The organism is Candidatus Enterococcus leclercqii (genome assembly GCF_009933135.1).
Taxonomy (GTDB): domain Bacteria; phylum Bacillota; class Bacilli; order Lactobacillales; family Enterococcaceae; genus Enterococcus_C; species Enterococcus_C leclercqii.
On the sequence record NZ_MAEH01000014.1, the window covers coordinates 1 to 14,778 of the forward strand.

Below are 14,778 nucleotides of genomic sequence, written 5' to 3' on the forward strand. Positions count from 1 at the left end.
TTCGAGTCCTACTGCCGGAGTACTTTTAAGACAGTATAGGTACTGTCTTTTTTTTATCTAAAATACGATTTAAAGGCTCTTTGTCAAATGGTGTTGATAGCTTCAAATCAAACTAGTAAAAAAGCTCAAGCAAGAGAAATTCTGGCTTGAGCTCTTTTTTTGCTCGTGCTTAAATGACAAGTAATAGGACTAGGACACAAGCTGACGAGATACTAGTACCGGTCTGTCCGCAGCAATACATAGATTCTTTCGCCGTTTTCAGGATCATAACGGCCACTGTCTTGAAAACCATGCTGTCGATAAAGAGCTGCGGTATTTGAATTTTCTTCATGGAGGCTGAGAAGAATTTTAGAGACGGGAAATTCAGAAAAGAGAAATGTCGTCAATAATTTTAGAAAGTTACTTCCAAGGCCCTTACCTTGAAAGTGATAATCCAACATAAAACGATCCAGCCAGACACTATGTTCACCGGCATCGTAAGCACCTACCATTGCAAAGCCCACCGCAATGTCTCCGTTAAATAATGCCAAAGGGCGCCACATCAAAGATTGGTCGTAAGCTGCTTCCAGTAAGGACTGCTGGTTACTCTCAATGAAATGGGATTGCTGAGGGGCAACTGTCAAGGCAGCAACTTCCCGCCAGTTGGTTTGATTAACAGGGTGAATCTTCAATTGGTTCATGGGTGACATCTCCTAGCTTAATCCGGGCGTCTCAGCGTTTCTAAGAGGCCCAAGTGGCTGTAATCATTGCCGGCCAACCGAGCGACTGGCGCCAGCTTTTCTGTCAAAATATATTCTCGCTTAGCATCAAAGACAGTTTCATCGAAATAGAAATCAGTGACTTCTAAATAAAAGATATCAGTCATAGGCAGGTCACTGCGATCGGTTAGGAGCTGGTGTTGAAATGGGCGGACATTGAACCGAATCTTTGCATTTTCCACTGCCAGTGGAGCATCTTTTTCCTGAAGTAGTTGCAGCTCGTCGGGCAGCAACTCCAGCTCGCTATCTGTAAAAGAGAGGGAAGCCGCGGTTTGATTCATAGCCGACAATAGCTCCGGTGTCACGATGTGGATCACACCGGCTGTACGCGCTGTTTCGTTTTTCGTTTCTTGAGCAGCTAGGAGATTACGGGCGGTATCTTTTGGTGTACCGTCTGGTCGGCGATTGACAGATAACATGACTAAGGGAATCCGACTACTGAGTATCGTAAAGAAACTAAACGGGGCCAAATTTGTCACACGGGTTTCGAGGTTGTGGGTGCTGATCCAGGCAATGGGACGTGGGGCAATCGCTCCGGTGAGAAATTTGTAAGCCTGCTTCTGGCTGAGTTGGTCGGCGGAATAATGGTAATGGGACATAGCGATTCATCCTTTCAAATAGGCAAGACTACCTTTTCTCTATCATACACAAAAACAAGCCCCGCTGCGAAAGTAGGGCTTGTTGGAAGTGAATATTATTGCCGCTTTTGGTTGGCGTCAGAAGTGTCAAACTCGCGGACGTATTCTTCAATCTCTTGCCGCTTAGGTTCTAAGAATGGTGGCAAAGAGAGAATTTCGCCGGCAGTTTCGTAGGTTTCGTCTTGTAAGAAGCCAGGGCCATCCGTAGCTAATTCAAAGAGAACGTTAGGTGCTGCCATGAAATATTCTGATTCGAAGTAGAAGCGTTCCACAAAACCGGAGTTTGGAAATTCTAAATCGTTGATGCGTTTGATCCACCATTCCAGCGCTTCTTTGTCAGCCACTCGCAGTGCCAAGTGATGAACGTTGCCGTAACCTTCACCAGCATCTGGAGACTGGTCGTCGTGGATTACGATGATTGATGCGCCATTGCCGCCTTCACCGATTTCATACAAGGTCATGTCACCGTCTTCAGCTGTCTTTTCAAAGCCTAGTACATTGACCAACACTAAATTCATATGGTCAAAATTGCGGACGCTGACAAAAGCCGGTCCTAAGCCGATGATTGCTTTATCTGCTGGTACGTTGCTGTTTTTCCATGGGGTTCCACCAGCAACGCCGGTATTTTTTTCATCTGAGATCAATTGATAGCGTTGATTGTCGAAGTCTTCAAATTCCAAATATTTTTTGCCAAAACGTTCTTGAATGTCACCGTGTTGAATAGCATGGGTGGTAAAGCGGTCAGCCCACCACGCCAAAGCAGCATCATCGGCCACTCGAAAAGAAGTTCGGGAAATGGTATTGGTGCCTTTTGTACCCTTAGGAACATGAGGGAAGTCAAAGAAAGTCATGTCCGTGCCGGCCGAACCCAAATCATCGGTGAAATACAGATGATACGTTTCGATATCGTCTTGATTGACTGTTTTTTTGATCATCCGTAGTCCTAAGATATCAGTAAAGAAGCGGTAAATCTTTTTCGCACTGGATGTCATTGCAGTAACGTGATGTAATCCTCTAATTTGTGTGTCCATTTTTATTTCCTCCTGAATGACAGTCGCCGCAACAAAATAGCAACGAAAGTTCAAATTTTAAGTGGTCCAACGAGTTAGTTGTTAATCGATACCTTACTAAAAGTAAGTATAAAGGTTTTTGTTTTTCTTAGCAAGAGTTCTGCTTTTAGCGACAAATTCACGTTATAATGGATGTAACTGACGATCGCAACGACGGGATCGATAGGAGGAAATAAGATGAAGTCACTTTTTTTTGATCTGGATGGAACAATCGTAGACTCCTCTGAAGGAATTTTCGCATCTGTCCGCTACGCAATGGCCAAAATGCAGCTGGAGCCTTTGACAGATGAACAGCTACGGAGTTTTATTGGTCCGCCCCTGAGTAAATCCTTTGAAAAATTAGGCTTGTCACCAGAAAGCGCGGCTGAAGGAGTCGCTTATTATCGGGAAAATTATCGCGCTGGCGGGATTTTCCAAGCTCAGGTCTACGACGGCATTGCAACCTTATTGGCACAATTGGGTCGTGATCCGGAAATCAGCGTATACCTAGCGACTTCGAAACCGGAAGTATTTGCAAAGCAGATTTTAGAGCATTTTCAATTGGCCGCTCACTTTGACGGGATCTATGGTGCCGATATGGCAGGAGAACGAGTGGCAAAAGAGGCTGTGTTGGCTTATGCCTTAGCAGCTGCTGGTACAAAAGATAAAAAGCAAGCTTGGATGATTGGAGATCGGGAACACGATATGATTGGCGGCGCCTTGAATGGTGTAACACCGGTGGGAGTCTTGTGGGGCTTTGGCGATCAGCAAGAGTTGGCGACAGCCGGGGCAAAATATCTGGTAGAAACCCCTTTGGCGCTGGCAGACTTAATCACTACTGAATTGAACTAGATTAGCAGAGGTATTAAGTGAAAAAGGGTGAAGAAGTCTGCTATGACGGGCTTTTTCTCCCTGTTAAAAGGGTAGCAAGAATTTTTAGTGATTTTTTACGTTTTCCACTTCAAAAGTGTTGACTTCATTGTCGGGATACCTTATAATTTCATTTGTGCTCGTCATTAGAATAACAAGATAATTGACGTGACTGCTTGTGGTGATGTGTCATTACCTACAAATTTTATTTTTTTAATCTGTTTTTATAACATGCCGCTTTAGCTCAGTTGGTAGAGCACTTCCATGGTAAGGAAGGGGTCAACGGTTCAAGTCCGTTAAGTGGCTTTCAGGTTTTCCAAGCACTCGTTTGGAAAACCTTTTTTTGTGGTGGCATTTTGGAAGTTGTCGCAGGCGTGTTCTTTTGCCAAATGCCATCCTTTGATCTTAAAAAAGGCGAATATCCAGTTAATCAAGTAGAGAATAAAACAGGAAAGATTGTAAAACGTAAAAACTGCAGCTAGCTGTCATTTAGATGATGACGCGCTGCAGCTTTTTTGTCTTAAAAGGCGGCATTCGTTCCTGTGATTCCGTCAAATAAATGAGTGATCAACTGTGTGTAGGGTTCAGGCTGATTGCTGTTGGTTAAAAGAATCACCCCACTTTTGGCATCTGGTGTTAGAAGCACCATGGCTCGTTGGCCTTGCTCACTACCATGGGCACGGATGTGGTCCGGATAAATATAGGAGCCACTGCGATAGGCAGGCTCGTTGTTGGCAGCCCAGAGATTTGCCAGTACCTTTTTGTCTACCACCTGACCTGCAAGTAATTGATGGAAATACCAATAGAGGTCGCGAATGTCCATGGAGACATTGCCGGTTCCCAGTTCATGGGCAAAGCTAGCAGGGGTTTCATTGATTTCTTCGGCATAAGGATCACCCTCGGCTTGCTTATAAGAATGAGTTCGCAGGGGGTCTTTCGGCCAGTTTTCGTAAAAACCGGTAGAGGTTAGACCCAATTGCTGCTGATAAGCTTTTTGAAACAATGTCTGATAATCGGTTTGATAAAGCTGTTCCAAAATTCCTGCCAGTATTATGAAATTCACCGGAGAATAAAAGTAATGTCCTTGATTCTTTAAGGTGGTGTGGGTTTTGACAAAAGCGATCAGGTCACTGTCAGTTGTGACGAAATCAGGTATTGTCGGCAGTCTCAAGCCGGAAGTCATTTCTAAAAGGTTGCGGATGGTAATGGTCTCAGCTGCCGGAAGCTCAGGATAAAAGTCACTGAGGGCCGTGTGAAAAGTCAGTTTGCCGGCTGCAATCGCCTGCATAATCAGGGAACCGGTAAAGCTTTTTTGAATGGAACCAATCTGATAGTGAGACTGGGGTGTATTGGGTTGTTGTGTTTGAGCATCGGCCAGACCGTAGCCTTTATTCAATAGGATCCGACCGTTTTTGATGAGTAAGGCACTGCCAATAAAGCCGGTCTCGCTAATCTTTTGGTCCCACTCGTCTGCTCCCTCCGTGACAACCGTTTTTTGCAAAGAGGCGTAATCATCGGCAGAAGGCGCGTCTATCAACTGTGTTAAAGCAGTCGCCTTGGAAACCGGAAGGACGGTTTCTGACTGAAAGAGGCCTAAAATTTTATCTGTCCAGGAGTTATTGGTTAAAATGATAAGTGCACCTGCCACTAGTAGGCAGCTAAAAAGCAAAACGAGATGGTGTTTTCGTGGTTTTGCGTGGCGCATTGGCATAAGCTCACCTGATTTCTTCGTATTCGGCCGTATTTAGAACAAGACGGAAAAAAACAGTCCTGTGTTCAACTGTTTCTTAGTAGCGAGTACTTTGTCACTGGCTGCTATTATTCTACTCAGTTGGCGCCTTTTTACAAGTGATAGCTGTCTGAGGAAACGAACAGTTTTGCAAGGTCTTGGTAGGGGCAGAGGCTTTGCCTTTTCTCTTGAAAAAATGCTTAAAAAAGTATTGTCAAAAGGCGGAGAACTTGATACTATATTTGTAACGGTTGGCTGGCATTTCGTTGGCTAAACCTTATTGTTTAATCTTCCGGCATAGCTCAGTTGGTAGTAGCGCATGACTGTTAATCATGATGTCGTAGGTTCGAGTCCTACTGCCGGAGTCTAAAAAACCTTTCGCATATGCGAAAGGTTTTTTTGCTGTCTTCAGGGGCTGCAGCTGATGGCTATCAAAAAAAGAAAAAAAGCACCACTTTTTGATTGCCAAATTAATAGCTAAAAAGTAGTGATTTTTATCAGTATACATAGCGTCAACTGTTGAAATCAGTGACCATGCGTTCAATCTCGGCAAGTAAGTCTGCCAATGCTGGAACATTGGCAGTGGATTTCGAGCTTTTATCACCTTTTTCGATGATGACCGCTTCTGCCAGTCCATCTGCGCGCTTGGGCATCTTCAATGCGGTCAACTCGTCGTAATCTCGAATTTTGTAGCCGCCTTCGCCTTCTTGAACTACGAAAATCTCGCCACCATCAGCTAACCATTCCTTGATTTTATCCATTAGGAAACATCTCTTTTCCAAAAATTTAGCGGATCATCATCCTCTAAAACAAGTCTAGCACCGGCAAGATAAAAAGAAAAATGATAACGCTTATTTTTCAGAGCTGCTTGCAGGAAGTTCCTTTAATTTGGTTTGAAGGGTAGTAAAAAGGGCCTTTGTCTGTGCAGGTTCTTTGAAGGTGAAGTAATAGTCTTTTTCCCTAGTGACCAGATGGAGTAACGGTTGAGAACGATTGTCGAGATAAAAGACGGCCTGTTTTCCATCGACTGTGAAACGGCCGATTTGATAATAAGCACCACCATAGCCATTGGTACGGTGGATACTGGCGACTCTATCCGAAATTTTATCGATGAGTTCTGCTTTTTGGATTGCTTCAATGGGAATCTGTGAACTGCCGGAAAGTGGTGCTGACAGATACACGTCACCATTATTTATTTCCCCTGTAAAGGGTTCATGACTAAAGTCCAATAGATAAGTGGGAAGTAAGGTCATGACCATCGCTCCGAGGACCAAAAGACCAATGAGCCCCACGAGGACTTTGCCAATTGGACGACCCAGATTCATAGAGATGTTCAAACCGATGCGATCAGCTACCATCAAGCGGTGATCAGCCGGGTTGATATAAACTCCAAAAAGCCAGTAGCGATCTTCACCAGCATAGCGGAAGTCTTCTGTCTGGGCTAATAGTGCGTCTTGCTTTTTTCGCAGTCCCAACAAGTGAGCGATACACAAGAAGATACTGCCAAAAATGGTTAAGAAGGAGACAATCGCTAAAAGAATGGCTCCTAGTCCGGATAGCTGTGGGCCGATAATCGACAAAAGAAAGATGGCCACAAATCCATAGGAAATTCCAACAGCCACTTGAGACCAACTACGTTTTGTCAGGTCATTGTAGCGACGGTTCAAGTCAGAATCATCTGTGGGTGCCATTACAGGTAGCCGCTTGACAGAGTACCAGCAACCAACTGCGAGCAGCCAACTAAAGATAGCAACGAGATTCATCATTAAATTGTCGTCAAAATCAGTGCTGAATTGCCAAATTGTAAATCCCAACGTTACGATTAGTGGCGGAATCAACCAGGCAAAACCCACCATTTGTTTGTTTTTGGCTACGGTTAGGCGAGTATCCACCATGATTGGTTCTACTGGAATCCGCCAGCCAAGTTGTGCTTTGAGCAGCGCCATTTTACGAATATACCGGATCTCAATTCCATAAAAAACCGTCAAAGGCACCAGCATCAGCAGCCAAAAGAAGGTCATTATCAAGGAATCGTAGGTGAAAATGAGTATCGTCAGTGACAACAGCGAACTCACGGCGGCGGTTTTCCATAAGGCGCGCTTGTAGCTATTGATTATTGCCAGGGTTTCCGGCGCAGTTAATTTGTCGGTGGGCAGTGTATTTTCCAGGATTACATTTTTATGAGGCTTGCCGGCAATCCCGAGACTGAAGGCCATAATGACATACAGAAAAATTAAGACACCCACCAGAATGAAGTTGACAAAAGCCATAATTATACCTACTTTCTCAAGGGGTTAAAAAGAGCGTTTCAAAGCTGTCGGCGACTAAAGATTCGGTTAGCTGATCCGATAGCGACTAGTATTAACAACAGTGCCAGCAAGATTGCCGGCCAACTGTGACTGATTTTGGCACTTCCTGTCAGCCATTCCAAGTTGCGGCTACCCAGTGTGAAGGGATCGTAGTCTTTAATCTTTTGAAAAATCCCCAGCAACATGGAGCTGCCTAATACCAATGCCATCAACAGTAAGCTTTGCATACTGCTGGCGGCAATGGCGGAGGCTGTTATCATTAAGCTGAGGAAAAGAACGCCGTAAAGCCATAGCAATAGGCAACTGGTCAAGATATGAAGCTGGCCACTGTCAGGAAAGAAGTAGCCAGTGTAGCCCCAACTGACCAAAAATGAGCCCCAAAAGCCCAATGTCCAAATGCTCAAAAGATACATGGTCTTCCCTAAGACGACAGCGGTCCGATTCATTCCTTTGGTCAATAAATTTACTAATGTGCTTCGTTCAATTTCCCCACACAATGTATCCGCGTGAAACAAAACCATTGCTAGAAGTCCGAATTGTAGACTGTTTTTGAAAAACTGTGTCCAGGCGTCAGCAGCGCTGGGAGCCGGCAACTGTAAAGCCATTCCTGCCGGCAGTGCGGCCCTCATGATTTCCGGCGTTAGTTTGGCCAAGGTGGGAGACATCAGTCCGGTAGCGACAAAGACAATCACCAATACCAAAATGCGTTTGCGACGCCATGCTTCAAAAAATTCTTTCTTCAATTGAATGCCGGTTTGTCTGATCATGAGTTAGCCACCACCTTTAAGAAAATCTGTTCCAAGTCTGGCTCAACCAGACGAAAACTACGAGGCAAAAGGGCCAGTTTCTCGATGAGATTCAATAGCTTACGACCCTCTGTCTCCGGCTGAGAAACACTAATTGTCAGACTTTCACCAGAGGTTTTAACGCTGCCGGGGAGGTCTGTTTGTACTTGTAAAGCCACCGCCAATTTTTCGCAAGCGCTGACTTCAGTAAAAATCACTTCATATTGAAAGGCACCATAAGATTGCTTTATCTCATCTAATGGACCACCCAATTGAATCTGACCCTTATGAAGTAGGGCCACATGATCGCAGATCGCTTCCACGTCATTTAGGATGTGGGTAGAAAAGAGGACAGTGGTTTTTTGTCTCAGTCCGGCAAAGATATCCAAAAAAGCACGACGGCCAATGGGATCTAGAGCAGAAGTGGGTTCGTCGCAGATCAAGATGGCTGGCTCATTTAATAAGGCTTGGGCCAATCCCAGCCGCTGCTTCATTCCCCGAGAATAGCCGCCAATCTTCTTGTTGACATTGCTGAGACCCACCAACTGTAGAAGCTCTTTGGTGCGCTTTGAAATTTGCTGAGGATCCATGTCGGTAATTTCACCGCAAAGCCGCAAGTATTCGGTGGCCCGCATATAAGAATAAAAGCTGGGAACATCAGGCAGATAACCGATGTTTCGATTGGTACTAGAACCACCCATTCGGACGGGTTCTCCCAATATCGTGATCTTGCCGCTGTCAGGAGGCAACAGTCCTAAAAGCAGTTTCATGGTGGTAGTTTTACCGGCGCCGTTTTCGCCGACGAAACCAAATATGCTACCTTGAGGAACGGTAAGATTCAACCCTTCCAAGATTGTTTTTTGACCAAAGCTTTTGGTGACGTCCCTCAATGTGATGGCGTTCATTCCTCTACCCCTTTTCCGAACGCGAAGTAGCAGATTGGGCCGATAAACGAGATTAGGCCACAGACCAGCACCCACAACAGTTTGTTGCCGAAACGATAGTGGGGGTGCCGCAAAACATCAACAATGGCAAAGATAGCCAGGCCCACCTGCAGGATAATCAGTGGAATCAGCACTGGTAAATATTGATTCAGATCAATCGTCATGATTTTTTTCTCCTTTAGTAACGCAAAACGTGTCGTGTTTGGTTGATAAAACTAATCGGTTTGCTGTTCATTTGTCTTTTCAAAAGTCTGCCAGATATCAGCAATAGCGGCTTCTGCTTGCTCTTTTGACAGCTGATGGACGTGAGCTTCTGCTAAAAGCAGTGCCAGTCGTTTTTGCCAATCCAAAAGAGCGACTTCAGGAAAAGGATCCGGCCGGGTGACAATCGAACCTTTTCGGCGGTCAGTTACCAGGTAGCCAGCCTCTTTCAATAAGTTGTAAGCTTTGGAAATCGTCATGGTGTTGACGCCCAACTCGTCTGCCAACTGCCGAACTGTGGGAAGCGTCTCACCAACGGCTAATTCCTGCCGTGCAATTCCCACAATAATTTGGTCACATAATTGCTGATAAATGGGGGTCTCGGAGCGGGTATCAATTTCAAGCAGCATAAGATCACCTCTTTGTATTATCAATATTAATACAAACAATACAAAAAGGCAAACACCAAAGCTGATTGGCCGACGTTGTTCAAATAAAAAAACAAAGACAGCTAGCGAAAGTTTTATGGTTCTCTTGGCGTAGTGATTCTTTTTATCTGAATAGAAAACAAGGATTCCGTTAGAGTCATGATGGTTTTTACAGAATTTTTGCACATTATTTGTTTTCAGAAAATCAAAGGAGTACAATGGTTTTCGTAAGTGTCTAAGCGTCGCTGGGAAGCGACACTTAGACCCAAGTAAAGAACGGCTGTCCCTGTCGTTAAGTCGGGTGGCAGTCGTGTCTGATGAATGAAAGGATGAATCACATGTCAGAAATCACCAAAGAAATGACAACCAAATTCGCGGCGGATTTCAATGCCAACAACAAACACAACGCCTTGGCTCGCGGGGTCATCAAAAACGGCATCACCGCTTCCGCAGAAAACTTCGAGACACAAGTCAACAATGTTCCGGTTTTCTCCCTGGATCTTGCTACTGGTAAAGTTGCCAATCAAAAGCAATCCGGCCGTTGCTGGATGTTTGCGGCATTGAACACTTTCCGCCACAAAATGCTCAACAGTTTCAAACTGAAGGATTTTGAATTGTCTCAAAACTATACATTCTTCTGGGACAAGTATGAAAAAGCCAACTACTTCTATGAAAATATCTTAGCAACGGCAGATCAAGAGTTGACAAGCCGTAAAGTGGCGTTTTTGTTGCAAACACCGCAACAAGATGGCGGCCAATGGGATATGATTGTTTCCATCTTCCAAAAATACGGTGTGGTTCCGAAAACGGTTATGCCAGAAAGCAGCAACTCGTCTAATTCTCGCGATTTGAACAACTATTTGAACAAATTGTTACGCAAAGATGCCGTTACTTTGCGAACAATGGTTGCTGAAGGCCAGGCAGCTGATGCCATTCAGGCAGCTAAAGGGGATATGTTGCAAAACGTCTACAACTTCTTGGCTATGTCTTTGGGAACTCCGCCGACTGAATTCGACTTTGAATACCGAGACGAAGACAAAAACTACCATATCGATCAAAACCTGACACCACAAAGCTTCTATGAAAAATACGTCGGTGTCGACCTGAATGACTACGTGTCAATTATCAATGCGCCAACCGCTGACAAGCCATACGACAAATCCTACACAGTAGAAATGTTGGGCAATGTCGTTGGGGGCAAAGATGTTAAATATCTGAATGTGGATATGTCAACCTTTAAAAAATTGGCTATTGCACAATTGGAAGCTGGCGAGTCTGTCTGGTTTGGTTGTGATGTGGGTCAATCTTCCACACGGGAATCAGGGATCATGGCTTTAGATGCCTATGATGTGAATGACTTGTTTGACATTGACTTTACGATGACTAAAGCACAACGTCTGGATTTTAGCGAAAGCTTGATGACTCACGCAATGGTCTTGACTGGTGTAGACATTGTGGATGGCAAATCCACAAAATGGAAAGTTGAAAACAGTTGGGGTGAAAAAGTCGGCGATAACGGCTTCTTCGTCGCGTCAGACGACTGGATGGATCAATACACCTATCAAATCGTCGTTCGCAAAGAGTTCCTGACTGCTGATCAATTGGCAGCTTTTGAAGCTGAACCAACTGTTTTGGCGCCATGGGACCCAATGGGAGCATTGGCATAAGCTTGTTCGTTGCCATTACTTGAAAAATATCATAAATAAAAAACAGAGAGGCAGGCCAAAAGCTGGCAGCTTCTCTGTTTTTTTTGCAGAATTGGTCGATGACTCTTCAAGATAACCGCCAGGATTAGCGATTCAAATCTTACTGATTTTTGCAGCGGCTTTGACTGAGATTGGTTAGCTATTCATTAGGGCTACTATTGAAAATGAGTGTGGGAAAATAGCGAGCTGTGGCTGTGTAAGGGGAAAATCAGATTTTGACAAAAAAGGAAAATCAGATAGTTCTCCTTTTTCATAAAAATTTCCGAGTTTCTTGAAAAGACATTTCTTAACTCTTTCGCTATAATAAGGTCGTCACTGATAATAAGTAAGTTATCAGAGTGAACTGTTGAAGAATGGTCACTGGGAACCTTTACTTCCTTTGACGGACTTGTCATTTAACAAATCCGGCTAGCGCCAGTTCTCTAAAAGCCTGTTCGTGGTCCTCCGTCCCGAGAGCAAGACGCGCTTTTTGTGTGGGCAAAATGCTGGAAAAAGAAAGGTTGATTCTATGACAACTCTGCTCATTGTACTTATTCTAGCCGTCTTTGTGGCGGCGCTGTATGGCTTTTATCGTATGCAGCAAAAACATTTGAAATTCTCCACTCGAGTATTTACGGCGCTTTTTGCCGGGATTATCTTCGGGGGGGCACTGCAGCTGATCTTCGGGACGGAAGACAAAGTTGTGACCGGTTCTTTGGAATGGATGAAGATTGTCGGCAACGGCTATGTCGCCTTTTTACAAATGCTGGTGATGCCGTTAGTCTTTGTTTCCATCGTTTGTGCCTTCACTCGGATGAAAGAAAGCAATCAGCTGGGCAAGATCAGTTTCACGGTTTTGGCTGTCTTGCTTAGTACTACAGCCATTGCCGCATTGATTGGGATCGGTTCGACGATGCTTTTTGGTTTGGACGGTGCTTCTTTCACTCAGGGATCAGCAGAAACCGCCCGCATCGCAGAATTGGCAGAACGCCAGACGGAAGTCGCTTCTCTGTCGATTCCAGAACAGATTTTGTCTTTCATTCCTAAAAATGTCTTCGCTGACCTGGCTGGGACACGACCGACTAGTACGATTGGTGTCGTGATTTTTGCAGCCTTTGTTGGGGTCGCCTATCTGGGGGTAAAACGAAAAGCACCAAAAGAAGCCCAAACATTTTCTGATTTGATGGATAGCCTCTACAAAATCGTGATGCGCATTGTGACTTTGGTGTTGCGTCTGACGCCTTATGGGGTGTTTGCTTTAATGACCAACGTCTTGGCATCTAGCAATTTCAAAGCAATTGTCAATTTGGGGAAATTTATTCTGGCTTCTTATTCAGCGTTGATCGTAGTACTGCTAGTCCATCTGTTACTGTTGGCTTTTGTTAAAGTTAGCCCGATTACTTACTTGAAAAAAGCGCTGCCGGTACTGAGTTTTGCTTTTACCTCCCGTTCATCAGCCGGTGCGATGCCGTTGAACATCGAAACCCAGACGAAAGCATTTGGCGTGGATGATGCCACGGCCAATTTTTCTGCTAGTTTTGGGATCTCCATTGGTCAAAATGGTTGTGCCGGGGTTTACCCAGCTATGCTGGCGACTATCGTAGCACCAACTGCCGGAGTCAATGTCTTTAGTCTGGAATTCATCTTGATGTTGATCGCCATCGTCACCATCAGTTCCTTCGGGGTGGCCGGTGTAGGGGGCGGCGCGACTTTTGCCTCTCTGATTGTTTTAGGAGCCATGAACTTGCCAATTGCAATCGTTGGGTTGGTGATTTCCGTTGAACCATTGATCGACATGGCCCGCACAGCAATCAATGTTTCTGATAGCATGGTAGCAGGAATTGTGACCAGCGCGCGTATCAAAGGGCTGGATCGCAACGTGTTGGAAGATCCAAATGCAGTAATTGACGCACAATAAGCTATTAAAAAAACAGCTGAAAAGCAATGGTCGTAAATCAGAATTCATTCTGAACTCTGGACCACAGCTTTTCGGCTGTTTTTTTAGGCAGAAGATTGACTGAAACTCGGAGCATCACTAAAAAAGCAGCTGCTGGCAAGTTTCAACTATTCTTTTCATGGAATGTCGGATCCGCTTCGTCGAGGATCTGAAACGTCAAATCGATTAAGTACAACAGGCAACAGGTTAAAAGCCCGATTAACAGATAAAACATCATCATCATCTCCAAGTCGTTTGTTATAGCCGACAGCTGAAACAAAAACGGACTGACCATTTTCTGATTATATTATACCTTGTTTTTTTTATTTGTGAACGGCATTCCTTCACTTTCGTAAGCTTCAAAGAAAAAAGCGTAAATAATAAGAATGTTTCGTCGTTTTCAGATAAAAAGGTTACAATCCTAAGACGGTTTTACGAGTTTCTGCTATACTCAGTAGTAACGAGGGCTTGTATCTTGGAAAAAAGTCGTTTACAAAAAGCAAATAGTTACAAGGTTTGCTGGTTACGGTCTTTGTACCAACGGCCCCAAAGCACAGAACGAATAGAAGGTGGAGGTCGTAACATGGTAGAACGATTGATTCGGCTGCAAGGTGCAGCAAATGTCCGGGATCTAGGAGGCTATCGCAATCGAGAAGGAGCAGCCGTCCGCTATAAAAAAGCAATCCGCTCGGCAGCAATTTCTGATTTAACTGCGGAAGATGCTGAGCAACTAGCGGCTTATGGCATTGTAAAAGTGGTTGATTTCCGTTCCATTGCTGAACAATCCAGGGAACCAGATGTCAAAATTCCTCATACCGAAAACATCTTTTTGCCGATCTTTAAAGAAGATGAAACCCAGGTGTCGGCAGCTCCCCGTACATTGATGGAACAGATTCAGGCAGGGCAGGATGCTGCACAGCAGATGCAAAAAGTATATCGACATTTTATTGAAGAAGATTATTCACGGGCTTCTTATCACCGTTTTATCGAAATTCTGCTGGAAAATGACGCTCCCGAGGCGGGCGTTTTGTTTCACTGCACTGCTGGAAAAGATCGTACTGGTTTTGGCGCGGCGCTGATTCTCGCTATCTTAGAGGTTGATCAAGACAGCATCATGGAAAACTACCTGGAAACCAACAGCAACATGGTGCAAAAAACCAGCGATATGCTGAAACAAGCCCAAGCAGCGGGAGCGCCAGAAGCAATGCTTGCTGGCATCAAAGAGTTGATGCGAGCCGATCAAAGCTATCTGGCAGAAAGCTTCAAAGCAATTACTAAAAACTATGGCGACATGTCCGGCTTTTTGAAAAATGGGTTGCAGTTGTCCACAAGTGATTTGTCAGACTTTCGCAAACTCTACACAGATTTTGCGTGAAGCTCGTGTTTGTTGAAAGCCGTGACTTTTTGAGGCAATTGTGTCGCAAACAAGCAGCTAAAGGGGGTAGA

At 44.6% G+C, this 14,778-nt stretch carries 14 protein-coding genes and 2 tRNA genes; 6 read left to right on the forward strand and 10 right to left on the reverse strand.

Annotated features, from left to right (window positions below):
- Positions 1-212: 212 nt before the first annotated feature.
- From BAU14_RS06490 to BAU14_RS06500, 3 genes are all read right to left on the reverse strand, one after another.
- A complete protein-coding gene (locus BAU14_RS06490) occupies positions 213-680 on the reverse strand; it encodes a GNAT family N-acetyltransferase (protein WP_161899283.1) in 468 nt (155 codons plus the stop codon).
- Between the two features lie 17 nt (positions 681-697).
- Positions 698-1,357 (reverse strand): flavin reductase family protein, encoded by a 660-nt coding sequence (locus BAU14_RS06495; protein WP_161899284.1) that lies wholly within the window; start codon positions 1,355-1,357, stop codon positions 698-700.
- Between the two features lie 95 nt (positions 1,358-1,452).
- Entirely contained in the window at positions 1,453-2,427 is a 975-nt protein-coding gene (locus BAU14_RS06500; RefSeq protein ID WP_161899285.1) for a ring-cleaving dioxygenase, read from the reverse strand.
- Positions 2,428-2,643: 216 nt separating this feature from the next.
- On the opposite strand from BAU14_RS06500, the gene BAU14_RS06505 reads away from it, so the two are divergent.
- Complete coding sequence (locus BAU14_RS06505; protein ID WP_161899286.1) at positions 2,644-3,297, forward strand: HAD hydrolase-like protein; 654 nt, start codon at positions 2,644-2,646, stop codon at positions 3,295-3,297.
- Positions 3,298-3,548: 251 nt separating this feature from the next.
- Positions 3,549-3,621, forward strand: a tRNA-Thr gene (locus BAU14_RS06510).
- A gap of 214 nt (positions 3,622-3,835) precedes the next feature.
- Here the strand turns inward: BAU14_RS06510 and BAU14_RS06515 are convergent.
- Complete coding sequence (locus tag BAU14_RS06515; protein WP_161899287.1) at positions 3,836-5,020, reverse strand: serine hydrolase domain-containing protein; 1,185 nt, start codon at positions 5,018-5,020, stop codon at positions 3,836-3,838.
- 315 nt (positions 5,021-5,335) lie between these two features.
- Between BAU14_RS06515 and BAU14_RS06520 the strand changes: the two genes are divergently transcribed.
- Positions 5,336-5,409: transfer RNA gene (locus BAU14_RS06520), tRNA-Asn, on the forward strand.
- Positions 5,410-5,556: 147 nt separating this feature from the next.
- Here the strand turns inward: BAU14_RS06520 and BAU14_RS06525 are convergent.
- The 6 genes from BAU14_RS06525 to BAU14_RS06550 form a co-directional block, all read right to left on the reverse strand.
- Positions 5,557-5,805, reverse strand: coding sequence for a hypothetical protein (locus BAU14_RS06525; protein WP_161899288.1), 249 nt, complete (start codon positions 5,803-5,805; stop codon positions 5,557-5,559).
- Between the two features lie 90 nt (positions 5,806-5,895).
- The gene (locus BAU14_RS06530) at positions 5,896-7,314 is read right to left on the reverse strand and encodes a hypothetical protein (protein WP_161899289.1); all 1,419 of its coding nucleotides are present in this window, start codon (positions 7,312-7,314) and stop codon (positions 5,896-5,898) included.
- Positions 7,315-7,352: 38 nt separating this feature from the next.
- Positions 7,353-8,120, reverse strand: a complete 768-nt coding sequence (locus BAU14_RS06535; protein ID WP_161899290.1) for an ABC transporter permease — start codon at positions 8,118-8,120, stop codon at positions 7,353-7,355.
- Entirely contained in the window at positions 8,117-9,043 is a 927-nt protein-coding gene (locus BAU14_RS06540; RefSeq protein WP_161899291.1) for an ABC transporter ATP-binding protein, read from the reverse strand. Before BAU14_RS06540 ends, BAU14_RS06535 begins: the two co-directional genes overlap by 4 nt.
- A complete protein-coding gene (locus BAU14_RS06545; RefSeq protein ID WP_161899292.1) occupies positions 9,040-9,246 on the reverse strand; it encodes a PLD nuclease N-terminal domain-containing protein in 207 nt (68 codons plus the stop codon). The genes BAU14_RS06540 and BAU14_RS06545 overlap by 4 nt, the downstream gene beginning before the upstream one ends.
- A 51-nt stretch (positions 9,247-9,297) precedes the next feature.
- A complete protein-coding gene (locus BAU14_RS06550; RefSeq protein WP_161899293.1) occupies positions 9,298-9,693 on the reverse strand; it encodes a GntR family transcriptional regulator in 396 nt (131 codons plus the stop codon).
- 356 nt (positions 9,694-10,049) lie between these two features.
- Between BAU14_RS06550 and BAU14_RS06555 the strand changes: the two genes are divergently transcribed.
- The 3 genes from BAU14_RS06555 (at position 10,050) to BAU14_RS06565 (ending at position 14,707) form a co-directional block, all read left to right on the forward strand.
- Positions 10,050-11,378, forward strand: coding sequence for an aminopeptidase C (locus BAU14_RS06555; RefSeq protein WP_161899294.1), 1,329 nt, complete (start codon positions 10,050-10,052; stop codon positions 11,376-11,378).
- 547 nt (positions 11,379-11,925) lie between these two features.
- Positions 11,926-13,314 carry an L-cystine transporter gene (locus BAU14_RS06560; RefSeq protein WP_161899295.1) on the forward strand — a complete coding sequence of 463 codons (1,389 nt, stop codon included), beginning with the start codon at positions 11,926-11,928 and terminating at the stop codon, positions 13,312-13,314.
- Between the two features lie 601 nt (positions 13,315-13,915).
- A complete protein-coding gene (locus BAU14_RS06565) occupies positions 13,916-14,707 on the forward strand; it encodes a tyrosine-protein phosphatase (RefSeq protein ID WP_161899296.1) in 792 nt (263 codons plus the stop codon).
- Positions 14,708-14,778: the final 71 nt, after the last annotated feature.